The 26,686-nt window shown below is 72.2% G+C and carries 19 protein-coding genes; 15 read left to right on the forward strand and 4 right to left on the reverse strand.

The features are described 5' to 3' along the window. Nucleotides 1-196 precede the first annotated feature (196 nt). From iolC to ACLJT4_RS32370, 9 genes are all read left to right on the forward strand, one after another. Nucleotides 197-1,189: a 5-dehydro-2-deoxygluconokinase gene (gene iolC / locus ACLJT4_RS32330; protein WP_411127750.1), complete on the forward strand. Its 993-nt coding sequence runs from the start codon at nt 197-199 to the stop codon at nt 1,187-1,189. A gap of 65 nt (nt 1,190-1,254) precedes the next feature. After that, complete coding sequence (locus ACLJT4_RS32335) at nt 1,255-2,142, forward strand: deoxyribose-phosphate aldolase (protein WP_411127752.1); 888 nt, start codon at nt 1,255-1,257, stop codon at nt 2,140-2,142. 91 nt (nt 2,143-2,233) lie between these two features. Next, nucleotides 2,234-3,232 (forward strand): 5-deoxy-glucuronate isomerase, encoded by a 999-nt coding sequence (iolB, locus tag ACLJT4_RS32340; protein ID WP_411127754.1) that lies wholly within the window; start codon nt 2,234-2,236, stop codon nt 3,230-3,232. Then, nucleotides 3,229-5,220: a 3D-(3,5/4)-trihydroxycyclohexane-1,2-dione acylhydrolase (decyclizing) gene (gene iolD, locus ACLJT4_RS32345; RefSeq protein WP_411127756.1), complete on the forward strand. Its 1,992-nt coding sequence runs from the start codon at nt 3,229-3,231 to the stop codon at nt 5,218-5,220. The genes iolB and iolD overlap by 4 nt, the downstream gene beginning before the upstream one ends. A gap of 36 nt (nt 5,221-5,256) precedes the next feature. Then, nucleotides 5,257-6,750, forward strand: a complete 1,494-nt coding sequence (locus ACLJT4_RS32350) for a CoA-acylating methylmalonate-semialdehyde dehydrogenase (RefSeq protein WP_411127758.1) — start codon at nt 5,257-5,259, stop codon at nt 6,748-6,750. Between the two features lie 247 nt (nt 6,751-6,997). After that, nucleotides 6,998-8,137 (forward strand): hypothetical protein, encoded by a 1,140-nt coding sequence (locus tag ACLJT4_RS32355; protein WP_411127760.1) that lies wholly within the window; start codon nt 6,998-7,000, stop codon nt 8,135-8,137. 245 nt (nt 8,138-8,382) lie between these two features. After that, nucleotides 8,383-11,178, forward strand: coding sequence for an alpha/beta fold hydrolase (locus ACLJT4_RS32360; protein ID WP_411127762.1), 2,796 nt, complete (start codon nt 8,383-8,385; stop codon nt 11,176-11,178). Continuing rightward, entirely contained in the window at nt 11,175-12,035 is an 861-nt protein-coding gene (locus ACLJT4_RS32365; protein WP_016571345.1) for an ABC transporter permease, read from the forward strand. Before ACLJT4_RS32360 ends, ACLJT4_RS32365 begins: the two co-directional genes overlap by 4 nt. Before the next feature lie 129 nt (nt 12,036-12,164). Next, the gene (locus tag ACLJT4_RS32370) at nt 12,165-12,611 is read left to right on the forward strand and encodes a hypothetical protein (protein WP_411127764.1); all 447 of its coding nucleotides are present in this window, start codon (nt 12,165-12,167) and stop codon (nt 12,609-12,611) included. A gap of 88 nt (nt 12,612-12,699) precedes the next feature. Here ACLJT4_RS32370 and ACLJT4_RS32375 read toward each other — a convergent pair whose 3' ends face one another. Continuing rightward, nucleotides 12,700-13,716: an alpha/beta hydrolase gene (locus ACLJT4_RS32375; RefSeq protein ID WP_411127766.1), complete on the reverse strand. Its 1,017-nt coding sequence runs from the start codon at nt 13,714-13,716 to the stop codon at nt 12,700-12,702. A 413-nt stretch (nt 13,717-14,129) separates the two neighbouring features. On the opposite strand from ACLJT4_RS32375, the gene ACLJT4_RS32380 reads away from it, so the two are divergent. After that, entirely contained in the window at nt 14,130-16,187 is a 2,058-nt protein-coding gene (locus ACLJT4_RS32380; protein WP_411127768.1) for an FUSC family protein, read from the forward strand. Nucleotides 16,188-16,362: 175 nt separating this feature from the next. Then, nucleotides 16,363-17,487, forward strand: coding sequence for a rod shape-determining protein (locus tag ACLJT4_RS32385; protein WP_038519550.1), 1,125 nt, complete (start codon nt 16,363-16,365; stop codon nt 17,485-17,487). A 310-nt stretch (nt 17,488-17,797) separates the two neighbouring features. Here ACLJT4_RS32385 and ACLJT4_RS32390 read toward each other — a convergent pair whose 3' ends face one another. Beyond that, the gene (locus ACLJT4_RS32390; RefSeq protein ID WP_411127770.1) at nt 17,798-19,114 is read right to left on the reverse strand and encodes a flavin monoamine oxidase family protein; all 1,317 of its coding nucleotides are present in this window, start codon (nt 19,112-19,114) and stop codon (nt 17,798-17,800) included. Between the two features lie 70 nt (nt 19,115-19,184). Next, nucleotides 19,185-20,618 (reverse strand): pyridoxal-dependent decarboxylase, encoded by a 1,434-nt coding sequence (locus ACLJT4_RS32395; protein WP_411127772.1) that lies wholly within the window; start codon nt 20,616-20,618, stop codon nt 19,185-19,187. Nucleotides 20,619-20,936: 318 nt separating this feature from the next. Between ACLJT4_RS32395 and ACLJT4_RS32400 the strand changes: the two genes are divergently transcribed. Continuing rightward, complete coding sequence (locus tag ACLJT4_RS32400) at nt 20,937-21,734, forward strand: phenylalanine 4-monooxygenase (RefSeq protein WP_411127774.1); 798 nt, start codon at nt 20,937-20,939, stop codon at nt 21,732-21,734. Between the two features lie 163 nt (nt 21,735-21,897). Then, nucleotides 21,898-22,977 carry a methyltransferase gene (locus tag ACLJT4_RS32405; protein WP_411127776.1) on the forward strand — a complete coding sequence of 360 codons (1,080 nt, stop codon included), beginning with the start codon at nt 21,898-21,900 and terminating at the stop codon, nt 22,975-22,977. 53 nt (nt 22,978-23,030) lie between these two features. Here ACLJT4_RS32405 and ACLJT4_RS32410 read toward each other — a convergent pair whose 3' ends face one another. Further along, nucleotides 23,031-24,044: a class I SAM-dependent methyltransferase gene (locus ACLJT4_RS32410; protein ID WP_411127778.1), complete on the reverse strand. Its 1,014-nt coding sequence runs from the start codon at nt 24,042-24,044 to the stop codon at nt 23,031-23,033. Nucleotides 24,045-24,444: 400 nt separating this feature from the next. Between ACLJT4_RS32410 and ACLJT4_RS32415 the strand changes: the two genes are divergently transcribed. Together ACLJT4_RS32415 and ACLJT4_RS32420 are read left to right on the forward strand one after the other, a co-directional pair. Then, entirely contained in the window at nt 24,445-24,585 is a 141-nt protein-coding gene (locus ACLJT4_RS32415) for a hypothetical protein (RefSeq protein WP_411127780.1), read from the forward strand. Between the two features lie 60 nt (nt 24,586-24,645). Beyond that, complete coding sequence (locus ACLJT4_RS32420) at nt 24,646-26,334, forward strand: carbamoyltransferase N-terminal domain-containing protein (RefSeq protein ID WP_411127782.1); 1,689 nt, start codon at nt 24,646-24,648, stop codon at nt 26,332-26,334. The last annotated feature ends 352 nt before the right edge of the window (nt 26,335-26,686 follow it).

The following is a 26,686-nucleotide window of genomic DNA, read 5'->3' on the forward strand; positions in this document are numbered from 1 at the left end:
GGAGACGGTTGACGTCTTAATGTAAGGACAAAGTGTTGACAGGGTTTGTGGCGGGCGGTTAGACCTTTGTTCGGAGCGGGAGCCGGCGGGGAGAGCCGGCTCCGACCGACCGATCCGCCGTCGGCCGCCCCGCGCTCTCGGCTCCGCTGGAGCAGGGGCCGGCACCGTCGCACCGGGTGACCCGAAGGGGCCTGCAATGACCGAGCCGTACGACCTGATCACCATGGGGCGCATCGGGGTGGACATCTACCCGTTGCAGACGGGGGTGCCGCTCGCCCAGGTGGAGACGTTCGGGAAGTTCCTCGGCGGCTCGGCCACCAACGTGGCGGTGGCCGCCGCCCGGCTGGGCCGCCGCACCGCCGTCATCAGCCGCACCGGACGGGACCCGTTCGGGGACTACCTCCACCAGGCGCTGCGCGACTTCGGCGTCGACGACCGTTGGGTGACCCCGGTCGCGGGCCTCCCCACACCGGTCACGTTCTGCGAGATCTTCCCGCCGGACGACTTCCCGCTGTACTTCTACCGCCGCCCCAAGGCTCCGGACCTCGCCATCCGCCCCGAGGAACTGGACCTGGCGGCCGTCGCCGCGGCCCGGATCTTCTGGATCACCGGCACCGGACTGTGCGAGGAGCCGAGCCGCGCCGCCACCCTGGCCGCGCTTCAGGCGCGGGACCGTAGGGGCACCACCGTCTTCGACCTGGACTGGCGGCCGATGTTCTGGGGCGGCGAGGGCGGCGCCTCCGGGGCCGGCGGGGCCACCGGCGCGGCCGCGAGGGCCGCCGCCCGGCCGTACTACGAGGCGGCGTTGCGGCACGCCACGGTCGCGGTCGGCAACGTCGACGAGGCGGAGGTCGCCACCGGCCTGCGGGACCCGAAGGCGTGCGCCGAGGCGCTGCTCGACCGGGGCGTGGAACTGGCCGTCATCAAGCAGGGACCCAAGGGGGTGCTCGCGGTCCATCGGGACGGGCGCTCGGTCGAGGTGCCGCCCACCCCGGTCGAGGTGGTCAACGGGCTCGGCGCCGGGGACGCGTTCGGCGGCTCGCTGTGCCACGGACTGCTGGCCGGGTGGGAGTTGGAGCCGATGATGCGCCACGCCAACGCCGCCGGGGCGATCGTCGCCTCCCGCCTCGCCTGCTCGTCCGCGATGCCGACGGCCGCGGAGGTCGAGGAGTTCCTCGCGGCACGGTGAGCGGGTCCGCCTCCCGCCTCGCCCGCCCCGCCCCCATTCGCGTCCTCAAGAAGGTGAGTTGAGCCTTGTCCCCACGGATCAGTGACCTCCCCGCGCTACGGGCCCGGCACCCCGGAGCCGTCGCGGAGGCCGCCGCCCGCCGCACCCGTCGCCCCCTGCTCGGCGACAGCGGCCGGCTGATGATCGTCGCCGCCGACCACCCGGCCCGCGGCGCGCTCGCCGTCGGCGACCGCCGCATGGCCATGGCCAACCGCCTGGACCTGCTCGAACGGCTGGTGCTGGCACTGTCCCGGCCCGGCGTCGACGGGGTGCTGGCCACCGCCGACATCCTGGAGGACCTGCTGCTGCTCGGCGCCCTCGAAGGCAAGGTCGTCATGGGCTCCATGAACCGCGGCGGGATCGCCGGCGCCGCCTTCGAGATGGACGACCGGTTCACCGGCCACCGCCCCCAGGACATCGCCCGGCTCCGCTTCGACGCCGGCAAGCTGCTGCTGCGGATCGACTACGACGACCCCGGTTCGCTGGCCACCCTGGAGGCCACCGCCCGCGCCATCGACGCGATGGCGGAACGGGAACTGCCCACCTTCGTCGAACCGTTCCTCTCCCGGCGGGTGGACGGCACCGTCCGCAACGACCTCAGCCCCGACGCGGTCACCCGCTCCGTCGCCATCGCCTCCGGCCTCGGCGGCACCTCCGCCTACACCTGGCTGAAGCTCCCGGTCACCGACGACCCCGACGCGATGGCCCGGGTCTGCGAGACCTCCACCCTGCCCGTCGTCCTCCTCGGCGGCGACGTCGGCGGGACGGTGCGGGAACAGGAGGCCGCCTACGAGAAGTGGCGCAAGGCGCTCCGGCTGCCGACCGTGCACGGCCTGGTCGTCGGCCGTTCGCTGCTCTACCCGCCGGACGGCGACGTGGCGGGCGCGGTCGACTCGGCGGTGGGGCTGCTCTAGGTCCGGGCGACGCCGCCGCGGCGGGCGGCCCGCGCAGGCGCCGCACCGCCGCAGAACCTCACTGTCAGTGGCGAGTAGGAGACTTGCAGTCATGAGCGCCGAGTTCGCAGACACCCAGCCGGCCCGCGGCCACGACACGCCGCACGGGCCCGACACCCCCCACGGCGGGAGCGCCGAGCCCCCCGCCGCCTCCTCCTTCCACCTCCCGGCGGGCCGCGCCGCCGCGGGGCCGTACGCCCTCGACGTCGCGCCGGAGACGGCCGGCTGGGGCCACTCCTCGTTGCGGATCCTCGAACTGCCGCCGGGCGGCGCCCACTCCTTCGCGACCGGCGACAGCGAGTGGATCGTGCTGCCGCTCTCCGGCGGCTGCACGGTCCGGGCGGACGGCCCCGACGGCGGGACGTTCGCGCTGGCCGGGCGGCGAAGCGTGTTCCACGGGGTGACGGACTTCGCCTACGTGCCGCGGGACGCGCGGGTCCGGATCACCAGCCCGGCCGGCGGCCGGTTCGCGCTCACCGGAGCCCGCTGCACGCGCCGGCTGCCCGCCCGCCACGGCGCCGCGTCCGACGTGCCCGTGGAACTGCGCGGCTCCGGCACCTGCTCGCGGCAGGTCAACAACTTCGCCGCGGCCGACGCGTTCGACTGCGACCGGCTGATCGCGGTGGAGGTGCTCACCCCCGGCGGCAACTGGTCGTCGTACCCGCCGCACAAACACGACGAGTGCCGCCCCGGCGAGGAGTCCGCGCTCGAAGAGATCTACTACTTCGAGATCGCGGCCGCCCACGGGACGGCGGGCCTCGGCTACCAGCGGGTGACGCCCTCCGGGCACGGGCGCGGCACCGACGTCCTCGCCGAGGTCCGCACGGGCGACGCGGTGCTCATCCCGGACGGTTGGCACGGCCCGTCCATCGCCGCCCCCGGGCACGACATGTACTACCTCAACGTCATGGCGGGGCCGGGCCAGACGCGCGAGTGGCTGATCTGCGACCACCCCGACCACGGCTGGATCCGCTCGACCTGGCCGCAGCAGCCGGTCGACCCCCGACTCCCCCTGTACACCGCACCGGCACCGGCAGGAGACCCGCGATGACCGCGCCGACCAACGACCCGACCAGCGCCTCGACCCCTCGCCCGTCGCGCGACGCGCCGGACCGGGCGGCGCCCGGCCCGGCCGGCACCCGCCGGCTGACCGTGGCGCAGGCCCTGGTGGAGTTCCTCGCCCACCAGTACACCGAGCGGGACGGCCGTCGGCACCGCCTGATCACCGCCTGCTGGGGCATCTTCGGGCACGGCAACGTCGCCGGCATCGGGCAGGCGCTGCTGGAGTCCGGCAGCGCGGCGGCCCCGGAGACGACCGACGCGCCCCCGAAGCTCCCCTACCTCCAGGGGCGCAACGAACAGGCCATGGTGCACGCCGCGGTGGGCTACGCCCGGCAGTGCGACCGCCTCAGCGCGCAAGCCGTCACCACCTCCATCGGCCCCGGCGCCACCAACCTCGTCACCGGAGCCGCGCTCGCCACCGTCAACCGTCTCCCGGTGCTGCTGCTGCCCGGCGACGTGTTCGCCACCCGGCCCGCCGACCCGGTGCTCCAGCAGCTCGAAGTGCCGTCCGCGGGCGACGTGTCGGTCAACGACGCCCTCCGCCCGGTCTCCCGCTACTTCGACCGGATCACCCGCCCGGAAGCGCTCGTCCCGGCGGCCCTCCAAGCGATGCGGGTGCTCGCCGACCCCGTCGACACCGGCGCCGTCACCCTCGCACTGCCCCAGGACGTGCAGGCCGAGGCGTACGACTGGCCGGTGGAGTTCTTCGCCGACCGGGTGTGGCGGGTGCCCCGGCCCGCGCCCGACGCCGACGCCCTGGCGGAGGCGGTGCGGGCGGTCCGCGCGGCCCGCCGGCCGCTGATCGTCGCCGGCGGCGGCGTCCACCACAGCGAGGCCGAGGAGGCGCTGCGGGACCTCGTCGACGCCACCGGCATCCCGGTCGCCGCCACCCAGGCCGGCAAGGGATCGCTGCGCCACGACCACCCCGCGGACGTCGGCGGCATCGGCCACACCGGCACCGCCACCGCCGACGCACTGGCCCGGCGGGCCGACGTGGTGATCGGCGTCGGCACCCGCTACACCGACTTCACCACCGCCTCCGCCACCCTCTTCGCCGAGCCCCGGGTCCGCTTCGTCAACCTCAACGTCGCCGCGTTCGACTCCCACAAGCTCGGCGCCCTCGCCCTGGTCGCCGACGCCCGGGCCGGACTCGACGCGCTCCGCGAGGCCCTCGCCGGCCACCGGGTGGACGCCGCCTACGAGGCGGAGTACACCGCGGCCAAGGCCGACTGGGAGCGCCGGGTGGACGCCGCGTTCGCCGCCCCCGACCCCGCCGCGCAGCCCTCGCAGACCCAGGTCCTCGGGGCGCTCGACGCGCTCGTCGACGCCTCCGACATCCTCGTCAACGCGGCCGGCTCCCTCCCCGGTGACCTGCACAAACTCTGGCGTGCCCGGTCCCGCAGGCAGTACCACCTCGAATACGGCTACTCCTGCATGGGCTACGAGATCCCGGCCGCGATCGGAGTGCGGATGGCCGCTCCGGACCGGCCGGTGTGGGCGCTCGTCGGCGACGGTACATACCTGATGAACCCCACCGAAATCGTCACCGCCGTGCAGGAGGGCATCAACATCACCCTCGTCCTCATCCAGAACCACGGCTACGCCTCCATCGGCGGCCTCTCCCAGCAGACCGGCGGCGAGCGCTTCGGCACCGACTACCGCTTCCGCGCCCCGGACGGCACGTACACCGGCGCGCCGCTGCCCGTCGACCTCGCCGCCAACGCCGCCTCCCTGGGCATGCGGGTGCTGCGCGCCACGACCGTCGCCGAACTGCGCACCGCCCTCGTCGAGGCCCGCGGCGCAAAAACGCCCACATGTGTCTACGTGGAGACCAAAACGACTGACACTGTGCCGGGCGCGCCACCGGCGCAAGCCTGGTGGGATGTACCCGTTGCCGAGACCGCGACGCGTCCGGCGGCGGTCGCCGCCCGCCGGGCGTACGACGAGCACGCCGCCGCACGCCGCCGCCACCTCTGACATCCGCTCCGCCGCACCGTACGAAAGGCCCCTCGCATGAAGACCATCAACCACTGGATCGGCGGGAAGCCCGTCGAGGGTGTTTCGGGCAACTTCGGGCCGGTCTACAACCCGGCCACCGGCGCCCAGGAGAAGCAGGTCGCCTTCGCCTCCGTCGACGAGGTCGACGCCGCGGTCCGCGTCGCCAGGGAGGCGTACCGCAGCTGGGGCACCAGCTCGCTGGCCAAGCGGACCTCGGTGCTGTTCAAGTACCGCGAGCTGGTGGACGCGCACCGCGACGAGCTGGCCCGGCTGATCACCGCCGAGCACGGCAAGGTGCACTCCGACGCGCTGGGCGAGGTCGCCCGCGGCCTGGAGATCGTCGAGCTGGCCTGCGGCATCACGGAGAAGCTCAAGGGCGAGCTGTCCACCCAGGTGTCGACGCGGGTGGACGTGGCCGCGATCCGCCAGTCGCTGGGCGTGGTCGCCGGCATCACGCCGTTCAACTTCCCCGCGATGGTCCCGATGTGGATGTTCCCGCTCGCCGTCGCCTGCGGCAACACCTTCATCCTCAAGCCCAGCGAGAAGGTGCCCAGCGCCGCGTACAAGCTCGCCGAGCTGGCCGCCGCGGCGGGCCTGCCCGACGGCGTGCTGAACGTCGTCAACGGCGACAAGGTGGCCGTCGACGCCCTGCTGGAGCATCCGGACGTCGCCGCCGTCTCCTTCGTGGGCTCCACCCCCATCGCCCGGTACATCCACACCACCGGCACCGCCAACGGCAAGCGCGTCCAGGCGCTGGGCGGCGCCAAGAACCACATGCTGGTCCTCCCGGACGCCGACCTCGACCTGGCCGCCGACTCCGCGATCAACGCCGCGTACGGCTCGGCCGGTGAGCGCTGCATGGCGATCTCCGTGGTCGTCGCCGTCGGCGACACCGCCGACCCGCTGATCGGCAAGATCAAGGAGCGCGCCGACAAGCTGTGCATCGGCCCCGGCGACGACCCGGCGTCCGAGATGGGCCCGCTGATCACCAAGGCCCACCGCGACAAGGTCGCCTCCTACGTCACCGGCGCCGCCGCCCAGGGCGCCGACGTCGTCATCGACGGCACCGGCTACACCGTCGAGGGCTACGAGGACGGCCACTGGATCGGCGTCTCGCTGCTCGACAACGTCACGCCCGAGATGGACGCCTACCGCGACGAGATCTTCGGCCCGGTGCTCTCGGTGGTCCGCGTCGAGACCTACGAGCAGGCCATCGAGCTGATGAACTCCTCGCCGTGGGGCAACGGCACCGCGATCTTCACCCGGGACGGCGGCGCGGCCCGCCGCTTCCAGCTGGAGGTCGAGGCCGGCATGGTCGGCGTCAACGTGCCGATCCCGGTCCCGGTGGGCTACCACTCCTTCGGCGGCTGGAAGGACTCGCTCTTCGGCGACCACCACATCTACGGCAACGACGGCGTGCACTTCTACACCCGCGGCAAGGTCGTCACCACCCGCTGGCCCGACCCGTCCGACGGCGGCATCAACCTGGGCTTCCCGAGCAACCACTGACCGGAGCCCGCCCCCGACCGACGGACGCGCCCCCCTCACGGGCGCTGCCGTCCGGACTCCCTGCCGGTCCCCCGCCGGCAGGGAGTCCGCACGTCCGCCACCACCGGTGCCGGGCGCCGGTGACCGCCGCGGCCGGCGGCGCCGCATGACCGTGGTCCGGGGCGGACCCCGCGGCCGGGCATTGCTACGGTGCTGCTCGCGCTGCGGGAAGCAACCGCCGCGCGGCACCGACACAACGGGGGACGACATGGCACAAGGCACCGCGCTGGCCAAGGGCGCGCGGATCACTGCGGGCGTTCTCTGCCTGCTGTTCTTCTTCTGGACGGCGTACTGGCTCGCCGTCGACGTGGGCGAGTTCGGCATCGTGGGCGTCTGGGGCAGCTGGATCGGCAGCCGTGCGCCGGGCACCAACCAGGTCACCGACCCGGTCCAGCTCGGCTTCTGCCTGCTGCAACTGACCGCCGCCGGCGCGGCGTTCGCGGGCCGCCGCTCGGCCGGCGGGCTGCTGGCCGTCGCCACCACCGTCACCTTCGCCACCGCACTGCAGGCGCTGATCAGCGTCGGCAACCACACCAGCGACGACCGCTGGTTCCGCAACGCGGAGACCGGCACCGCCACCTTCGACGGGGTCTTCCTCAGCAGCCTGCCGCTGTTCCTGCTGACCCTGGTCGCGGGCGTGGTGCTGCTGGCCGGGATGCGGTCCTGGCCGCGCCAGGCCCCCAGCGAACCGCCGGCCCGCCCGGCGAAGGCGGCCGGCGTGATCGGCGGCCTGACGCTCGGCGCGATGGCCCTGGGCTACGTCGTCTACCAGCTCTACCTGCTGGTGCAGTACGGCACGGACGCCGTCACCCTGCTCTACCTGGGCAAGGGCACGCTGTCCTCGCTCCTGGCGCTCGCCCCCGGCTGGTACGCGGTGGTGTTCCTCCTGCTGACCGCGATCGCCGGGATCACCTGCCTGGCCCGCGGCTGCGCGGCCCGCGGCCTCGCCCTGGGCCTGGCCGTCGCGCTGCTGCCCAACGCCGTGCTGAGTGTCGTCTCGTTCCTCAGCACCGGTGCGTTCGTGGAGATGACCAAGTCGACGCCGGGCCTCAGCGTGATCATCTGCGCCCAGTTGGCGCTCGACCTGTTCGGCTCGCTGGCGCTGGGCGCGCTGATGGTCCGCGGCGAGCCGGTCGCGCCCGCCTGGCAACCGCCGGCCCCGGCCATGGCGTTCGCCGCCCCCGGCTTCGTCCCGGGCCCCGCGGCCCCGCCGCCGGCCGGTTGGCAGCAGCCCGGCCCGCCGCTCATGCCCCCGGTCGGCGGCCCCCCGGTGCCGCCCGGCGTCCCGCCCGTGCCGCCCGGCGTCCCGCAGCCCCCGCCGGGCGGGTTCGGCCCGCCGCAGTACTGACGCCAGGAACGCAGCGAAGACGGCGGTCACCGGTCCGAGGGCCGGTGACCGCCGTCTTCCGTACGCGCGCACGGCCGAAGCCGCTTGACGTGCGGTCAGGCCCGGCGGCGGGGCGCCGGACCACCGGCCGCACCCGGCGTACCACGGACGCGGTACGGCCTCGGCCGGGACTACTCCCCCGGGAGGGCGCCCGGTTCCGCCCCCGGGACGGGCCGCCCGCCTCGACCGCTCCCTAGGATTCAGCCATGGATCTCCGACTGCGCGGGCGCCGGCTCCACGCCACCCTGGCCGCGCTGACCCTGCTGATAGGGGGCGGCACCTGGGTGGCCGCCGCCTCGGACGCCCCGCCCGCCGTGCACCGCGAGGACCACGTCCTGACGATGCCCGAGACGCCGGGCGCGGCCCGGACGGTGCGGATCGACACCTCCTTCTTCGCCGCGGGCGGTGCCGCCGGCCGGCGGCCCGCGGTCCTCCTCGGCCACGGCTTCGGCGGCAGCAAGACCGACGTCCGCCCCGAGGCCGAACAACTGGCCCGGGACGGCTACGCGGTGCTGACCTGGTCGGCGCGCGGCTTCGGCAAGTCCACCGGCACGATCGGACTGAACGACCCGGACGGCGAGGTCGCCGACGTCAGCCGCCTGATCGACTGGCTCGCCAAGCGCCCCGAGGTGCGGCTCGACAAGCCCGGCGACCCACGCGTGGGCATCGCCGGCGCCTCGTACGGCGGCGCCGTCGCGCTGCTGGCCGCCGGCCACGATCCGCGGGTCGACGCCATCGCCCCGCAGATCACCTACTGGAACCTCGCCGACGCCCTGTTCCCCAACGGGGTGTTCAAGAAGCTGTGGGCCGGGATCTTCTTCACCACCGGCTCGGCCGCCCCCACCGGCGACCCGACCGGCGCGTCCGCCGCACCCACCCCGGCCGGCCCCGCCGCCCCACCCGGCCCGTCCGACTCCGCCAACCCGGCCGGTCCCGGCGGCGCGTCCGCGACCGCCGGCGGCTGCGGACGGTTCGCGCCCGCCCTCTGCGCGATGTACCAGCGGGTCGCGGTCAGCGGGAAGCCGGACGCCGCGGCCCGCCACCTGCTGGCGGCCCGCAGCCCGTCCGCCGTCGCCGACCGCATCAAGGTGCCCGCGCTGCTGATGCAGGGCCAGACCGACTCGCTGTTCCCCCTCGACCAGGCCGACGCCGCGGCCCGTGCGCTGCGCCGCAACGGCGCCCCCGTCGCCGTCGACTGGATCGCCGGCGGACACGACGGCGGCGACCGGGAGACCGCCCGCCTCACCGCCCGCACCACGGCCTGGTTCGACCGCTACCTCAAGGGCGACCGGCACGCCGCCACCGGGCCCGCGTTCCGGGTCAGCCGCACCGGGGGAGTGGACTCCACCGCCGGCACCGTACGGCTGCGCGGCGCCAGCGCCGACCAGTACCCGGGCCTGGACCACGACCCGCGCCCGATCCCGCTGACGGGGCGCGAGCAGCGCTTCGCCAACCCCGCCGGCGCCGCCCCGCCGGCGATCTCCGCGGTGCCCGGCGCCGGCGCCCTCGGCAACCTCTCCGCCCTCGGCGCCGGCGGCCTCTCCCTCGACTTCCCCGGCCAGTACGCGCACTTCGACTCCGCACCGCTGCGCAGCTCCGTCCACCTCACCGGCAGCCCCACCACCACGGTGCGGATCCGCTCCAGCTCCCCGGACGCGGTGTTCTTCGCCAAGCTCTACGACGTCGCCCCGGACGGCCGCCGCCAACTGCTGCCCTCCCAACTGGTCACGCCGTACCGCGTCGAAGGGGCCGGGGACGGCCGCACCGTGCGGCTGCGCCTGCCCACCGTCGACCACGACTTCGCCGCCGGCCACCGGCTGCGCCTGGTCCTGTCCGCCACCGACCTGGGCTACGCCACCCCGGTCGAGCCCGCCACCTACACCGTCTCCCTGGCCGGCGGCCCGGCGGCCACCGGCACCCTGGAGGTGCCCACCGCGCCCGAGGTGCGCAGCGCCGCCGCCCCGCTGCCGGCCTGGACCTGGGCGCTGCCCGCGGGCGCCGCGGTCGTCGCCGCGCTGCTGCTGCTCACCGCCCGCCGCAGGACCGCGGCGCCCGCCCCCGACCCGGCCCTGGCCGACGTCCCGCTGCAGATCACCGACCTGACCAAGCGCTACGCCAAGTCCACCGACCGGTACGCCGTCCGCGACCTCACCTTCCGCGTCGAACGCGGCCAGGTGCTGGGGCTGCTGGGACCCAACGGCGCCGGCAAGACGACCACCCTGCGGATGCTGATGGGCCTGATCCGGCCGGACGGCGGCCAGGTGCGGGTGTTCGGCCAGGCGATCCGGCCGGGCGCGCCGGTGCTGTCCCGGGTCGGCGCGTTCGTCGAGGGCGCCGGCTTCCTGCCGCACCTGTCCGGCCGGGCCAACCTCGACCTGTACTGGCAGGCGACCGGCCGGCCCGCCGCCGACGCGCACACCGAGGAGGCCCTGGAGATCGCCGGCCTGGGCGACGCCCTCCAGCGCGCGGTGCGCACCTACTCCCAGGGCATGCGGCAGCGCCTGGCCCTCGCCCAGGCGATGCTGGGCCTGCCGGACCTGTTGATCCTCGACGAGCCGACCAACGGCCTGGACCCGCCGCAGATCCGCGAGATGCGCGAGGTGATGATCCGCTACGCGGCGGCCGGACGCACCGTCATCGTCTCCAGCCACCTGCTGTCCGAGGTCGAGCAGAGCTGCACCCACCTGGTCGTCATGGACCGCGGCCGGCTCGTCCAGGCCGGCCCGGTCGGTGACGTCGTGGGCTCCGGCGACACCGTGCTGATCGACGTCGGGGACGCCGCGCCGCTGTCCGACGCCGTCGTGGAGAAGGTCGCCGCGCTGTCCGGCGTGGACTTCGCGGCCCGCGCCGACGAGGGCCTGCTGGTCCGGCTCGCCACGCCCGGCGGCACCCCGCAGCTGCTGGCCGACCTCGTCCGGATGGACGTCCCGGTGCACCGCGTCGGCCCGCACCGCCGCCTGGAGGACGCCTTCCTCACCCTGATCCAAGGAGACGGACGATGACCGCGACCACCCCGGCGGCGGCGCCCGGCTACCGCGCCCGGCGCACCCTGCCGCTGCGCGTCGAGGCCCGCCGCCAACTCCGGCGCCGCCGCACCCTGGTGATCGGCGCGATCCTGGCGCTGCTGCCGTTCGTCCTCGTCGCGGCGTTCGCGATCGGCGGCGACCCCGGCACCCGTTCCACCGGCCGGATCAGCCTGATGACGACCGCCACCGCCTCGGGTGCCAACTTCGCCGCCACCGCGCTGTTCGTCTCCGCCGGCTTCCTGTTGGTGGTGCCGGTGGCGCTGTTCTGCGGCGACACCGTCGCCTCGGAGGCGAGCTGGTCCTCGCTGCGCTACCTGCTGGCCGCCCCGGTGCCCCGGGCCCGCCTGCTGCTGAGCAAGTTCACCGTGGGGCTGGTCTTCAGCGCCGCCGCGATGCTGCTGCTGCCGGTGGTCGCGCTGGCGGTGGGCACCGCCGCGTACGGCTGGGGGCCGCTGCAACTGCCCACCGGGGGCGCGCTCGCCCCGGGCGACGCGGTGCTGCGGCTGGCCGTGGTGACCGGCTACGTCTTCGTCAGCCAACTGGTCACCGCCGCGCTGGCGTTCTGGCTGTCCACCGTGACCGACGCGCCGCTGGGCGCGGTCGGCGGCGCCGTCGGACTGACCATCGTCGGCAACGTCCTGGACCAGGTCACCGCGCTCGGCGACTGGCGCGCGGTGCTGCCCGCCCACTGGCAGTACTCGTGGGCGGACGCGCTCCAGCCCCAACTGGAGTGGACCGGGATGCTCCAGGGCGCCTCGGTGTCGGTGTCCTACGCGCTGGTGCTCACCGCGCTGGCCTTCCGCGGCTTCGCCCGCAAGGACGTGGTGTCGTAGCCGGCCGGGCCCCGGGCCCGGCCGCCCGGCCACGAACACCTGTCCCCTTTGCCCGGCCCGCCCCGGAACGCAACCTTCCGTCGGGTGTGCGTGTCTAGGCAGTCACACGCCCGAAGGTGAGGACCTGCCATGTCCCGTACCGCACCGCCGCCCACCCGCGTCACGACCGCCGTCGCCGCCTGCGCCGCGGCCCTCGCCCTGACCCTCGCCGCCACCGGCCCGGCCGCCGCCACGGTCCGCAGCGACCCCAACGGCCGCCACACCGCCGCCGAGGTCCACCGCTTCCTGACCGCCTTCTACGGCCACCACGGCCCCACCCGCTACCAGCGCGACCACCAGGTCTCCGCCCACCTCAAGGACCGCGCCGCCCACACCGACGGCTACGACCTGCTGCTCTGCGCCCAGAACGCCCCGCGGTCGATCACCGTCGGCAAGGTCACCACCGCCCAGTCCGCGGGCGTCGGCTGGGCCACCGTCAGCACCCACTGGGACGGCGGAACCCGCCGTTCCTTCACCGCCTACGTCGGCCTGGACTCCCGCCCGATCACCCTCCAGGACGTCGACTGCGCACCGTGACCCGGCGCACGGCGAGGGCGGCCGCCGCGGACCGGTGTCCGCCGCGACCGCCCTCAAGGCCGTGCCGTTCTCAGAGGGTGTGCCGCCCTCAGCCGGTCGGCCCCTGCATGTGGGCGCTGACCCACTGCATCGTGCCCATGCCCAGGCCCTGGACGTAGGTGGCGCCGCTGTGCGTGCCGTCCGGCACGACCTGCAGCCGGGTCTTCACCGGACCACGGCCGTACTGCGCGATGAACTTCCGCACCTTCGGCAGCACGGTGTTCTCCTTGGAGCCGTCCTGGAAGGCCAGGTAGACGTCCGGCCCGCCGCGGGCGATCAGCTGGTGCGCCAGCACCTCGGGGTTGTTCGCCCGCATCGCCGACAGGTGTCCGCGCCACAGCGGCGAGTCCGGCACGATGTCCGGTCCGTTGGGGATCGCCACCTTGAAGTCCTTCGGGTTCTGCAGCACGTTCTTCAGTGCCGAGAAGCCGCCCGACGAGGAGCCCATGATGCACCAGGCGTTGCGGGTCTTCAGGGTGCGGAAGTTCTCCCGGACGAGGTCGGGGACGTCCTTGCTCAGCCACGTCCCGATCTTCGGCTGACCGGGGATGTCACTGCCGTCGTAGTACTGCTTGTCGTTGGGGTTGAGCACCGGCATCACGACGATGAAGGGCAGGCTCTTGCCCTCCTTCGACCACGTGGCGAGGCTCTCCTCCAGCTTGAGGTCGGCACCGATCCAGTAGTTGACCGGGTAGCCGTAGGCGCCGGGCAGCGCCTCCATGACCGGGAAGCCCTTGTTCGCGTTCTTCTTCTCGTAGTACTCCGGCGGTGCCCAGACCCACACCTTCCCGGTGAAGCCGGACTTCTTCCCGTGGTAGGTGGTCAAGGCTATGGGAGTGTTCCCGCCGGCTCCGCCGACCTTGCTGGTCTCCTGGAAGCTGATGGGGTGGGTGGGCATCTGCACCAGCGAGTTCTTGCTGGTCGGCGCGGTCTGCATGGCGGCACCCGTCCGGGGGCCACTGAACCGTACGGGGGTGGCCTGGTCGCTCGTGCCGCAGCCGGCCGTGGTTCCGAGTACGGTCAGGGCGATCAAGGCGATCACCGGTTTGAAAAGGGATTTGCGCACGGGACCTTCTCCTTGGCGGACCGGCCGGGAGTTGTCCCGACCGGCCAGCAAGAGGGGGTCGGACGGGGACAGGTTTCCCTCCCGCGGTGTCTGCTTCCTCGCACCGTCCCGGCCCGAAACCCGCAGCCCCGCTCTGACCTGTGGTGTTTACGCTCAACGGAGATCCGGTTTACCGTGATTTTCCCGGTGCGGGCGCACCGCTGACGCCGGACGGACCCCCGCGCGCCCCTCTTTCCGCACCCCGGCGCCCGCCCGCGCCCCGGCGCTCCTTCCCCCTCCGGAACCCCTCCGCGCGCCCTTCCCCGGCCCGCCGGTCTCCCCGTCCGCACCCCGTCGGGCAGGCATCCGGGTCGCCCTCCCGCCCCGCCGCCCGACACCCCGTCACCCCAGCTCCCGGCCCGTATCCTCTGGCTATGACCTGGTCGCGCGCGCTCAAGGAAGCCGCCCGCTCGGGGCTGACCATCGAACGGGCCAAACTCACCCCGCTGGTAGCGATCCGCGGCACCGTCGGCGTGGCCGTCGTCATCGGCCTGTGCCTGTGGCAGGGCAGCCCCGCCCTCGCCGTCTCCTCCGCCTTCGGCGCGTTCTCCGCCGGCATCGCCACCTTCCAGCGCAGCATGCGCCCCCGGCCGGTCCTGGCGCTGGCCGTCGCCGGCGCGCTGGCGGTCTCCACCTTCCTCGGCTACCTGGCCGCCGCCCACCTCGTCGCGTTCGTCCTGCTGCTCACCTGCTGGACCTTCCTGGCGGGCCTGGCCTGGTCGATCGGCCCGGTCTCCGGTCTCATCGGCACCCAGACCGTGGCGATCATGCTGATCACCGTCACGCTCCCGACGTCCGTCCTCGGCGCCCTCGCGCACGCCGCGCTCATCGCCTTCGGCGGCCTCGTCCAAGCCACCCTCATCGTCCTCTTCCCGGTCCGTCCCTGGGGCGTCCAGCGCGACGCCCTCGCCGACGCCCTGGCCGCCGAGGCCGACTACGCCCGCCGGCTGCGCCACGACCCGGTCGCCCCCTTCGACCCCGCGCCCCTGATGGACGCCCGCCTCGCCTCCGCCGTCACCCCCCGCCAGGCCAAGCGCCGCCCGGTGCAACTGCACGGCCCCCGGGGCCTCGCCGAACGCGTCCGTCCGGTGCTCGCCTCACTGGCCGACCCGGTCGTCGGCGCCCCCCTGGAAGGTCCCGAACGCGACCGTGCCCGCGAACTGCTCGGCGCCGCCGCCACCGTCCTGGACGCCGTCGCGCACGCCGTGCGCCATGACCGACCGGTCCGGCTGCCACCGGAGGCGATGGCCGCCCTCGAAGTCCCGGCCACCGGCCCGATGCTCACCGGCCCCGCCCGCCGGTCCGCCTACCGCCTGATCTCGCTCCTCGCCGACGCCGTCGAACTCACCGACGAGCCCGTCGAGGCCACCCGCCCCACCACCGAGGCCGAACGCGGCCACCTGCTGCGCCCCAGCGTCCCCAAACTCGTCCCGGTCGCCCTGCGCCGCGAGTCCCGCTGGTCCTCCCACGTCTTCCGGCACGCCCTCCGCGTCGCCGCGGTCGCCGCGACCGGCTACGTGCTGGCCACCGCCCTGCGGTTCGGCCACGGCTACTGGGCGCCGCTCGCCTCCGTCATGGTGATGCGCCCCGACTTCGCCCAGACCTATTCCCGCGGCGTCGCCCGCTTCGCCGGCACCCTCGTCGGCGTCGCCGTCGCCGGCGCCCTGATGGCCCTGGCCCACCCCGGCGTGTACGTCAGCGCCGCCCTCGCGCTGGTCTGCATCTTCCTGATGTACCTGCTGATGCGCACCGGCTTCTCGGTCACCTCCGCCTGCGTCGCCGGCTACGTCGTCTTCCTGCTCGGCGTCGTCGGTGCCGGCTGGGAGCAGACCGTCCAGGAACGCATCGTGCTCACCCTCATCGGCGGCGTCCTGGCGATGCTGTCCTACGCGCTGTTCCCCGCCTGGGAGACGCCCCGGCTCCGCGACCGCCTCGCCGACTGGCTGACCGCCAACGGCCGTTACGCGCTCGCCGTCCTCGACGGCTACGCCCGGCCCGCCGAACGCCGCCCCCGGCAGGTCCGCGAGGCCCTGCTGGACGCCCGAGCGGCCCGCGCCGCCTGGGAGGCGAGCGAGGCCCGCGCCGAGAAGGAGCCGGTCCGGCACCGTGGCCTCTCGCTCCCCGCGGCCCACGCCGCCAGCGCCGCGCTCGCCACCATGGGCCGGGTCACCATGATCATGGAGGCCCATCTGCCCGACCGGAACGCCGCGCCCTCGCCCGGCGCCGCCGCGTTCGCCGCGGCCCTCGGCCCCGCCCTGGACCGCGCGGCCCGCGCCATCCGCGACGGCACCCCCCTCGACTGGAGCGCACCGCACGGGACTTGGGCGCGGTGGAACGCCGAGGGCGAGCACACCGGCGTCGCGGTCCGCGCCTGCGAACTCCTCCTGGACGCCCTCGACGACCTCGCCGAGGCGCTGCCGCCCGACCCCTGACCCCAGCCCCTTCCGCCCCTGCTCCTTGCCGCCTCTTTACCCCGCGGACCGTCCCCGCAGGAACCATTCAGCACCCCCAGTAGTCTAGATAATTGCCCGTAATTAGCGTCATTGGTAAGCCAATGGCGCTCTCTGCGGCGCAATGTCCTCCCGAGAGAGAGCAAACGAACTCCCCATGGCCGCCAGCACTTCGTCCGGTACGTACGACATAGGCATCGACCTCGGCACCGCCAACACCCTCGTCTACGCCCGCGGCAAAGGCGTGGTGCTGAACGAGCCGTCCGTGGTCGCCGTCAACGCCGCAGGCGACGTGGTCGCCGTCGGCTCGGAGGCCAAGCGCACCATCGGCCGCACGCCCTCCGGGATCACCGCGATGCGCCCCCTGCGAGAGGGCGTCATCGCCGACTTCGAAGCCGCCGAACAGATGCTGCGCGCCCTGATGAAGAAGGCCCTGCCCAGCCGCCGCTTCGCCCGCCCCCGGGTCGTCATCTGCGTCCCCTCCGGCATCACCGGCGTCGAACGCCGCGCCGTCATCGACTCCGCGCGCGGCGCCGGCGCCCGCGAGGTCCACCTCATCGAAGAGCCGATGGCCGCCGCGATCGGCGCGGGCCTCCCGGTGGCCGAACCGGTCGGCTGCATGGTCGTCGACATCGGCGGCGGCACCACCGAGGTCGCCGTGGTCTCCATGGGCGGCCTGGTCACCGCCCAGTCCGTACGGGTCGCCGGAGACGCCATGGACGCCGCCATCTCCACGTACATCAAGAAGGAGCACGGCCTGGCCATCGGCGAGCGCACCGCCGAGGAGATCAAGATAGCCATCGGCTCGGCCGCCTGGACCCCCGACGAGGACCTCCCCGCCGCACCCGCCGTCCCCGCCGCGGACCCCGACGCCGAAGACGCCCCCGCCCCCGCACCGCACTCGTTCACCGTCCGCGGCCGGGACCACCTCAGCGGCCTCCCCCGCCTCCAGGAGATCACCGCCGAGGAGATCCGCACCGCCCTCGCCGAACCCGTCGAGGCCATCGTCCGCGCCGTCCACCGCACCCTCGACGAGTGCCCCCCGGAGCTCTCCGGCGACATCATCGAACGCGGCATCGCCCTCACCGGCGGCGGCGCCCTGCTCCGCGGCCTGGACCGCCGCCTCCGCCAGGAGATGGGTGTCCCCGTCGTGGTCGCCGACGCCCCCCTGGACTGCGTCGTCAACGGCACCGCCAAGTGCGTCGACGAGTTCGCCTCCCTCCACGGCCTCCTCACCGGCGCAAAGGACGAACCCCGCAAGGCGGTCCGCCTCGGCCTGTAGCGCGACGGCTCCCGTGCCCCCGCCCCTCACGACCGTCGGCCGGGGTGGGGGCGGGACCGGCCCCGCGGCGCACGACGAGCCTGCGCATGGCGCCTTGGAAGAGAGAACTGCTCCATTGGTCAAGGGAGCCTCTGACCCTGCCACCCGTCCAGGGACTGATTCCGGTCGTGATCGGGTCCCGAGCAAGCAACCGCTGCGGATGTCGACTCATGTATCGCTCTTTCAACACCCACATCGAACTGGTCCTTCGCCACCTGGTGCGCACCGACCGCGTCAGCGCGGGAGTGCTGCCCCAGGACGACGCCGAAAATCAGGCGCGGCTGTTCGGTGCGTTCAGGAGAGTGCGGGTGTGGGTGGCGGCGCGGATGCCGGTCTCGACAGCTCCGTCCATCCACAGGGCGTTGAAGTTGGTGGAGGTGTCGCCGCCGGCGAAGGCGATGCGTCCTTGGGGGGCACTGATGGCTGACCCGTGTGTGGTGATCCAGCCGGGGCGGTAGGCGATCCAGGTGCCGCGCGAGTACGGGTCTTGGTTCCAGTCGTGGCTGTGCACGGCCTTGACGCGGGCCTCTGGTGCGTAGGCGGCCAGGGCTTTCTGCGCTCCCGTCAGGGTGTACAGGTCGGGTGAGGCCATGGGGTCGCCGAAGCCGGTGAGCAGGCTGCCCTGGGCGGTGACCCGTTCGGTGCGGATCCACTGGAATCCGTCCGGGGTACCCGCGGCGAAGAAGGACGGATCGGGCAGGCCCTCGGCCAGCAGCCAGACCTTGGCGAAGTGCCCCGCGTGCCCTTGAGCACTGACGGCTTGCTTCGCGGGCTGCAGGGCCGGGTGGAAGTCGATGGTGTGCCAGCAGTTCAATGGAGTGGCGACGATTGCGGCGCGGGCGACGAACCGCTCTCCGGCGTCGGTGGTGACCTCGACGTGGTCCGCGGCCTGGGCGACACGGCGCACGGGTGAGGACAAGTGGACCTCGGCGCCGGCATCGGTGATGAGGGCGTCCAGGAGGGCCTTCGTCCCGTCGCGGAAGCTGTCGAGGACGTCGAGCGCCAGCGTCTGTTGCGCGAACAGGGTGTAACGGGTGGCGATCTCGCCGAGGAGGTACAGGGCGGAGATCTCGTCGGCGGGGGCGCCGTAGTGCACCGACGCCTGCTGGCTGAGGGTGGTGAGCGCTGTGGCGGACAGGCCGAGCGTGGACAGGTACTGGCGGATCGACACGTCGAGGTGACGGGTGCGGTCGGGGTCGTGGAGGTGGGGGCCGGTGGCCTGGGCGGTTTCGGTCATGCGCCGGATGGCGTCTTCGATCTCGGCGCCGTAGCCGGGGGGCAGGGCCTGCGGGTCGGTGTGGCGAATGCCGTCGATGAACAGGCCGCTGACGGATGTGCTGGGGCTTTGGACGACGGGGAGCTGATAACGGGCGGCCTCGGCGTAGATGTGGCGGAAGGTGTCACGGCGGCCCAGCCACATGCCGCCGAGGTCGACAGGTGTATCGGTGCCGGGGAAGGTGCTGGTCCAGGTCCGGCCGCCGAGGCGGTCGCGGGCTTCCAGCAGCACCACGGAGTGCCCTGCTGCCCCCAGTTCGCGAGCGGCGGTGGCGCCGGAGATGCCGCCACCGATGATGATCACGTCGTGCATGTGTGCTCCTACAGGGTCGGCCGAGGATTCGGCATGCGGTGCGAAGCGGCTCGGGTGCCCTCGCCGTGCGTCAGGGCGCGGCCTCGGCGCGCACCGCGGCGGCGATCCGCTCCCAGGCCAGTCGCACATGCCGCTGTTCGGTGCCCGGCGCTCCGATGGCCATGCGCAACAGCACCCGGTCGCCGGCCTTGGTGTGGGTGAGGTACAGCTCGCCGGAGTCGTTCAGTCGTTGCATCGTCCGCAGCGTGGCCGCGTCCGCCTCGGTGCCGGGCAACTGGGGCCACAGCGGGCGGAAGCAGACCAGGCCCAACGGGTGGTGGGGGTGCAGGTGGAATGCCGCGTCGGCCTCGATCCACCCGGCCAATTGCTGGGCAAGGTCGATACCGGTACGGATGTGGGTCCGCAGCCCCTGCGCCCCGTACCAGCGGATCACCGACCACAGTTTGAGCGCCCGGAAGCGGCGGCCGAGCGGGATCTGCCAGTCGCGGTAGTCGATGACCTCGCCCGAGGCCGTGGCCTGGTTGCGCAGGTACTCGGGGAGGACCGAGAGCGCCCCCACCAACGACGCGCGGTCGGCCACCCACAGCGCGGTGCAGTCGAAGTTGGTGAGCATCCACTTGTGCGGGTTGGTGACGTAGGAGTCGGCGTACTGAGCCAGTCCGTCGTTGAGCCACCGCAGTTCCGGGCACACCGCCGCCACGCCCGCATACGCCGCGTCCACGTGCAGCCAGGTGCCGTTGCGGCGGCACACCACGCCGATCTCGGGCACCGGGTCGATCGCGGTGGTGGAGGTGGTGCCGACGGTCGCGCACACCAGCAGCGGAACGGCACCGGCCGCGCGGTCCCGGGCGATCGCCGTCTCCAGGCAGGCCGGGGCCATCGCCAGGCTCTGCGGATCGACGTCCACCACCCGCACGGCGGCCGCACCGATTCCACAGATCCGTGCGGCCTTTTCCAGCGAGGAATGGGTCTGTGAACTGGTGTAGATCGTGTACCGCGCTTTGATGCCGTCCCGCCCCGGCTTCCCTTCGCCCACTCGGTGGAGCGCGGCAACGACCGCCACCAGCGAGGCACTGGACGCCGAGTCCTGGATGACGCCGTTGCCCCGGAACGCCTTCGGCAGTCCCAGCAGCTCCGCCAACCAGTCGATCACGCGGGTCTCCAACTCGGTGCAGGCCGGGCTGGTCGCCCACAGCATGCCCTGAACGCCCAGCCCGGACGAGAGGAGGTCGCCCAGGACCGCCGGGCCGCTGGCGTTGGCCGGGAAGTACGCGAAGAACGACGGATGCTGCCAGTGCGTGATGCCCGGCATCAGCACCCGGTCCAGGTCCGCCAGGACCCCCTCGAACCCCTCTCCCGTCTCGGGTGGGCTCTGCGGCAGCGCGTCCAGCACCTCACCCGGTGCGACCTGGGAACACACCGGGTACGACTCGATCTTCTCCTGGTAGGCGGCGATCCAGTCGATCACCTGCCGGCCGTGACGGCGGAACTCATCCGGCGTCATATGCCCACGCACGACACTGCCTCCCAACACCGTGCTCCAAAAAAGGCTCAGCGCGCATTTCCAGCCGGCCTGCCGCCAGGCCGGAACGTCTTTCATGCGCTCGCGCCCGGCGATCTCCGTGTGAATGTCTGAGGTGCTCTTAGTCAAGCAGGACTGCGCGAGAAGGCGGCGCGTGCGGGGGTGGAATTCACTCCATCGGTCGTCTGGTGAGGCACCAGATCACCCGCCGGGAGATCCTTCAAGCGGAGTGCCCCAGGTGGGAAATTCGTCCGTTCGCCAAGTCTCTGAAATCAGTGGAACGGGAGTCGGTGACCAGTTGTGAATCGCGCGGATGAGCACCATGTGGAAGAGGGGGGCCGGCTTGACGATTCCTGCGCCCGGCGCAGGAAACAAATATCAGCGGCGATCCGCAGGGCGGGCGGCCTCAACTCGAACCCGGTGGCTTACAGCGCGGAGGAGGACCTGCTGTGGGGCACGATGGTGTCGAAGCTCAACGCCCTACACCCCTGCGTCGCCAGTTCGAGCTACCTCCGGGCCAAGGAACGGCTGCCACTGCCCGCCCACCACACGCCCAGGGTCGGCGACCTCGGGCAGCGCCTCAACAACTCCACGGGGTTCCGGCTGCTCCCGGTCGACGGGTTGACCCCTGTCGTGGACTTCTACGGGCGCTTCGCCGACGACATCTTCTCGACAGCCCTGTACCTGCGTTGCCCCAGCCGACCGCACTACAGCCCGGAACCCGACATGCTCCACGAACTCGTCGGGCACGTCGTCATGCTCTCCGACCCACTCTTCGCCGATCTCTACCGACTCTTCGGCGAAGCCGCGAACAATGCCACCTCCGAGCAGGACCTCCAGGCCATCAGCCGGGTCTTCTGGTTCACGATGGAGACCGGACTCGTGCAGGAGGACGGCCGGGCCAAGGCATATGGGGCGGCTCTCCTGTCATCGAGCGGTGAACTCGCCAATCTCAGTACCTACCCGGTCGAGAAATTCTCCATCCAGGAGATGATCGAATCGGATTACGACATCTCCACCTACCAGGGAAAACTGTTCATGGCGCGATCCGTAGATGAAATGGCCAGTGAAGTCTCGTCCTTCTTGAAGCGCGCTTGAAACCAAAATTCACCGGGTAAGGGTGGTGCGCCAGCGGAGGCAAGTATCGCGGCGGCTGTGGAGCAGGGTCACAGACACCCTCCGAGGAAAGCCTCACGGCCAACAGCACATGTACATCTCGGATTTGCAACCCAATGCGTGTCGGGAAGGCGGCGGCGGACCAATGACCACGACGGATGCCGGAAGTCGGTCACACGACAGCGGAAAACCGGTTCACGACCCGGCCGCGCTGCGGCTGGTGGAGCTCACCCTGGGGTTCTGGATCGGACAGGCCGTGGGCGCGTTCGCGCGACTGGGCATCGCGGACGCGTTCACCGGTCAGCACCAGACCGTGGACGAGCTGGCGGGCCGAACCGACTGCGATCCTCAAGGGCTCCTCCGATTGCTGAGGTCGTTGACCGGTGTCGGGGTCATCCGCGAGGTCTCGCCCGGCCGGTTCGCCCTCGGCGAGCTGGGGCAGCACCTGCGCACCGACCACCCCCAGTCCATGCGGGACCTCGCGGTGCTCCAGAGCGAGCCGTGGATGTCGCGCGTCTTCGAGCAACTCCAGCACGCGGTCTCCACCGGTGCCACCCCCATCAAGAACGTCCTCGGTACCGACTACTACTGGACCTGGCTGCACCAACAGCCCGAGGAACGACGCGTGTTCGACGCCGGAATGGTGTCGGTGGCCAAGGCCCTCCAGATCCCCACCGCGCTCTCCTACGACTACCGAGACGTACACCGGATCGTCGACATCGGCGGCGGCCTCGGACAGGTGCTGAAGGTCGTCCTCGCCGCCAACCCCCACATCAGCGGAACTCTGTTCGACCAGCCGACCACCGTCGCCGATGCCCAGCAGGCGCTGGCGGACGCGGGCCTGGCGGGCCGGTGCTCCGTGGTGGGGGGCGACATGTTCCAGGCCGTACCCGGGGGCGGCGACACCTACCTGCTGTCGTTCGTGCTGATGGACTGGGACGACGAGCATGCGGTGCGGCTGCTGCGCAACGTGGCGGCCGTGCTCCCCGCACACGGGCGGGTCCTGGTCCTCGACTGCCTGGTCGACCACAGCACCGACACCGGCCCTTCAGGGCACCCTTTCCACATGGGCCGCACGGTCGACCTGTTCCAGATGTGCATGGGCAGCGCCCGGGTCCGCAGCCGCGCGGAGTTCGAAGACCTCTACGCCCGCGCCGGGCTGCGGCTCCAAGCCCTCCACCTGCCGCAGGCCCCGGTCAGCCTGATGGAGGTCGCCCCCGCCTGAGAGGGCGGTGCGGTGTGCTCGGCGGTCCTCCCACGAGAAATCGACCCGGGAGCTCAGCGCGCCCCGGGCTCGCGTCCCTCACCGAACGGCAGCAGATTGCCCGCGATGCGGGGTACGCAGCGGTCGAGCCCGGCGCCGCGGCCGGCGAGGACCTCGAACCCGGTCGGCCGCAGCCGCAACTCGATGGCTCGCAGCTGGTCGAGGTTCCCCAACTTACGGACCCGCTCGCGCAGGGCCGGTCGGTCGAAGAGGTCCTCGGGACGTACGAACACTGCGCCGGCACGGGCTTCTGCCTCCTTGCCCGCGAGATCGACGAGACCGATGCCGCCCGGGTGGAAGACCCGGTCCGCAGCCAGCCAGGTCACGGGCAGGCCCGCGAACAACGCGGGCATCTCGGCGAAGCGCATCGTCTGGACCACGGGGTTGAGGTAGGCGTCGGCGTCCGCGACGTCCTGCTCGGCCGCTGTGAGCGCGGTACCGGTCCAGCCGGCGGGGAAGCCGTAGTCCGCGAGCGACAGTTCGAGCCCGAGGTCCCGGATCGTGGCGAGCCCGTCCTCGGGACTGTTGGGTGGCGTGAGCAGTTGTACGAGCTCCCGGTCCAGCATCCGGCCGTGTTCGCCGACCGCGTCGTACAGCCACAGATAGATCAGCCCGTCGTCCGTGAGGTGCTCGGTGAGCCACCGAAGTCCGGCCCGAGGCGACGGGAGATGGTGCAGGACCCCACAGCAGACCACCAAGTCGAACCGGCGCTGCAGGCTCAGGTCGGGCATGCTGCCGTGGACGAGCTCGACGTTGGTCACCCCGTACCGCTCGGCGGACCGTCGCGCGATCTCAAGAGAGCGGTGGCAGGCGTCCACTCCTGTGAAGCGTGCCTTGGGGTATCGCTGGGCGAGCGCCAGCAGGATGGAGCCGGTTCCGCACCCGGCATCGAGTACCTCCCAGCCCTCCAGCTCAGCGTCTCGCAGAACGAAGGGAAGTTGGGCGGCGACCATATCCATGAGCGGAGCGTCCTCCGCCGGGGACGGAAAGGGAAAAGCCTCGTAGAGCTGTGCGACGTCGCTCGTCATCTAGGGTGCCGCCTTCCTGATTTGTCGATTTCTAGGATGCGAGGGCTGAAAACGCCGGTTTTTTCGGGCGTCACCGGGAAGCCTAAGTCGACATTTAGAAATGCCGTGAGAGCAAGTCAAAAACCCGATGCTCGTGTTGGCCGTATTCGTCTATTCGAGTGGGATAAGTGGCTCAGAGGTGTGAAATTCGCATTCACGGGCACACCGCTCTATGCGTCCTCCATCGCTGACGCTGCTGGTCAACGCCGCAGAACGGACCATGACCCCGTTTGTGGAAAACCCCGGGGATCCGTGAACCCGCCATCGGTGAACGCGGCACGGTGTTACCTGCGAATAGTCATGCCGGTGAAGCCTGGAAAGCCGTGCCGAGAATCCATGGAGCAGATTGATACGAGGACGGTTGAGCGCGGCCTTGGGGCGCGAGTCGTACGCGGGCATCGCCTACCGGGACGAATTCACCGACGTCCCGGTCCTCGGCACCTCCCCACGGCTCACGGACCACACCACGAACCATGAGACGTGGCTGCTCACCCGATCGTGATCCGATCCGCTCGACACGTCGGAGAAGACGAGACACCTCGGAGAAGAGAGGCTGGAAACAATGCTGATCTGCGGGCTGAAGCTGACGCACGACGGCGGGGTCGCTGTCATCGAGGACGGCAAGCTGCTGTGCAGCATCGAGATGGAGAAACTGGACGGCAACCCGCGCTATCAACCGCTGGACCGTCTGGAGGCCGTCGAGGATGTCCTGGCCGGGCAGGGCGTAAGGCTGTCCGACCTCGATGCCGTCGCAGTCGACGGGTGGATGGCGGCGCCGGGCGAGCCCACACCCAGGCTGCGGGAGTTGACGCACAACGGGCGACCGGTGGCACTTGAGGTCGCGCCGTACTCCGAGGCGGACGGCACCGCCGGGGTGGCGCTGCACCGCTACGAGTTCGACGGCCTGCCGCTGGGAGACCGCGTCGTCCGGTACGCCAGTTACCACCACGTCACGCAGCATCTGCTCGGCGCCTACTGCACCAGCCCGTTCGCCGCCCGCGGCGAGTCCGCACTGGGAGTGGTCTGGGACGGTGGCACCGTTCCCCGGCTGTACAGGGTGGACGCCGCCCCCTTCCGGGTGCGGAGCCTGGGGCCCCTCTTCCCCGTCTACGGAAACGCCTTCGCCGACTACTGCGCCCAGTGGGAGCCGTTCCGCTCCCGGGTGGCGTCGCACCAAGACGTGCAGGAGATCTCCAACGCCGCAGTCCCCCGCAACCTCGACGTGGCGGGCAAGGCGATGGCGTACGCCGCACTGGGACGGGACGAGCCGGCCCTGTACGAGGTCTTCAACGCCCAACTGGGCCGCATTCCACACACGTTCGACACCGGGATCGAGCTGGCAGAGTGGTGCCGCGAGCACCGCGCCGAGGTGTGGCCCCGCGGTTCGGAAGCCGACTTCATCGCGAGCTTCCAGGGCTATCTCGGCGCCAGGCTGCTGACCGCGCTGTGCGACCGCGTGGCGGGGCTCGCTCCCGACATGCGTAGCCCGAACCTGTGCCTGTCGGGCGGGTGCGCCCTCAACATCAAGTGGAACAGTCTGATCCGGAACAGCGGCCTCTTCCACGAGGTATGGATTCCGCCCTTCCCGAACGACTCCGGCGCCGCGATCGGCACGGCGGTCGCGGAGATGGTGAGTCAGGAAGGCAGGGCCGCTCTGAACTGGAACGTGTTCCGCGGCCCTCGGCTGCTGCCGGCGACCGACGTGCCCGGCTGGACATGGGAGCCGTGCGACGCGGCCGGGCTCGCCAAGGTGCTCCACGAGGCTGCGGAGCCGGTCGTCGTCCTCGATGGGCGGGCCGAATTGGGGCCCCGCGCGCTCGGTGGCCGCAGCATCCTCGCCCCGGCCACCGACCCGAAGACGAAGGACCGGCTCAACGACATCAAGGGTCGCGCCAACTACCGTCCCGTCGCGCCGATCTGTCTGGAACACCGGGCGCCGGAGATCTTCTCCCCGGGCTGTCCGGACCCGTACATGCTCTTCGACCATGCGGTGCGCCCCGGGTGGCACGAGAGGATCCCGGCCGTCGTCCACCTCGACGGCACGGCCCGGCTCCAGACCATCACCGAGCGCGACAACCCGCTGTTGGCGATGGTGCTCACGGAGTACGAGCAGCTCAGCGGCGTACCGGTGCTGTGCAACACCAGTGCCAACGACCAGGGATGCGGGTTCTTCCCCGACGTACGCGCGGCGGCGCGCTGGGGGCGCGCGGACCTGCTGTGGTCAGACGGGCGACTGTACTCCCGCCGGTGACTGCGCACGGCGGTGCAGGACCGGAACACCGGGACGGTGCCAAGGGATGTCCCCTTTCCGACGGGAACGTGGCACAGCGTCGCCATCCCCTGCATCCAACTGGTCCGCGCCCGGCTGCCCGGCTGGTGGCGCCGCCGTGCCGTTCCTCAGCGTTCAAGGAGAGGGCAGGGCGGCCGGCCCGGTCGTCCGCGACGCCGGCCTCTACCGCGACCGCTACACCGTCGAGCGAGCACCACCGCTGGCGCCAGGTCCCCCGACGCCCTGACGGCCGGGTACGTCGGGCCGGCGGGTCCGCCGAAACGTCGGGAAGTTTTCGGGAAGAACAGCCGCCGAGGCCCGCTCCGGACCGGTT

It is taken from the genome of Streptomyces sp. x-19 (assembly GCF_046549115.1).
Taxonomy (GTDB): domain Bacteria; phylum Actinomycetota; class Actinomycetes; order Streptomycetales; family Streptomycetaceae; genus Streptomyces; species Streptomyces albulus_C.

Excerpts from the sequence above, each read along its gene's own strand:
- ACLJT4_RS32395 (WP_411127772.1), bottom strand. The coding sequence starts at position 20,618 with ATGACGCCGGATGAGTTCCGCCGTCACGGCCGGCAGGTGATCGACTGG.
- ACLJT4_RS32350 (WP_411127758.1), top strand. The coding sequence starts at position 5,257 with ATGAAGACCATCAACCACTGGATCGGCGGGAAGCCCGTCGAGGGTGTT.
- ACLJT4_RS32355 (WP_411127760.1), top strand. The coding sequence starts at position 6,998 with ATGGCACAAGGCACCGCGCTGGCCAAGGGCGCGCGGATCACTGCGGGC.
- iolB (WP_411127754.1), top strand. The coding sequence starts at position 2,234 with ATGAGCGCCGAGTTCGCAGACACCCAGCCGGCCCGCGGCCACGACACG.
- iolD (WP_411127756.1), top strand. The coding sequence starts at position 3,229 with ATGACCGCGCCGACCAACGACCCGACCAGCGCCTCGACCCCTCGCCCG.
- ACLJT4_RS32420 (WP_411127782.1), top strand. The coding sequence starts at position 24,646 with ATGCTGATCTGCGGGCTGAAGCTGACGCACGACGGCGGGGTCGCTGTC.
- ACLJT4_RS32390 (WP_411127770.1), bottom strand. The coding sequence starts at position 19,114 with ATGCACGACGTGATCATCATCGGTGGCGGCATCTCCGGCGCCACCGCC.
- ACLJT4_RS32385 (WP_038519550.1), top strand. The coding sequence starts at position 16,363 with ATGGCCGCCAGCACTTCGTCCGGTACGTACGACATAGGCATCGACCTC.
- ACLJT4_RS32380 (WP_411127768.1), top strand. The coding sequence starts at position 14,130 with ATGACCTGGTCGCGCGCGCTCAAGGAAGCCGCCCGCTCGGGGCTGACC.
- iolC (WP_411127750.1), top strand. The coding sequence starts at position 197 with ATGACCGAGCCGTACGACCTGATCACCATGGGGCGCATCGGGGTGGAC.
- ACLJT4_RS32405 (WP_411127776.1), top strand. The coding sequence starts at position 21,898 with ATGACCACGACGGATGCCGGAAGTCGGTCACACGACAGCGGAAAACCG.
- ACLJT4_RS32410 (WP_411127778.1), bottom strand. The coding sequence starts at position 24,044 with ATGACGAGCGACGTCGCACAGCTCTACGAGGCTTTTCCCTTTCCGTCC.
- ACLJT4_RS32365 (WP_016571345.1), top strand. The coding sequence starts at position 11,175 with ATGACCGCGACCACCCCGGCGGCGGCGCCCGGCTACCGCGCCCGGCGC.
- ACLJT4_RS32360 (WP_411127762.1), top strand. The coding sequence starts at position 8,383 with ATGGATCTCCGACTGCGCGGGCGCCGGCTCCACGCCACCCTGGCCGCG.
- ACLJT4_RS32370 (WP_411127764.1), top strand. The coding sequence starts at position 12,165 with ATGTCCCGTACCGCACCGCCGCCCACCCGCGTCACGACCGCCGTCGCC.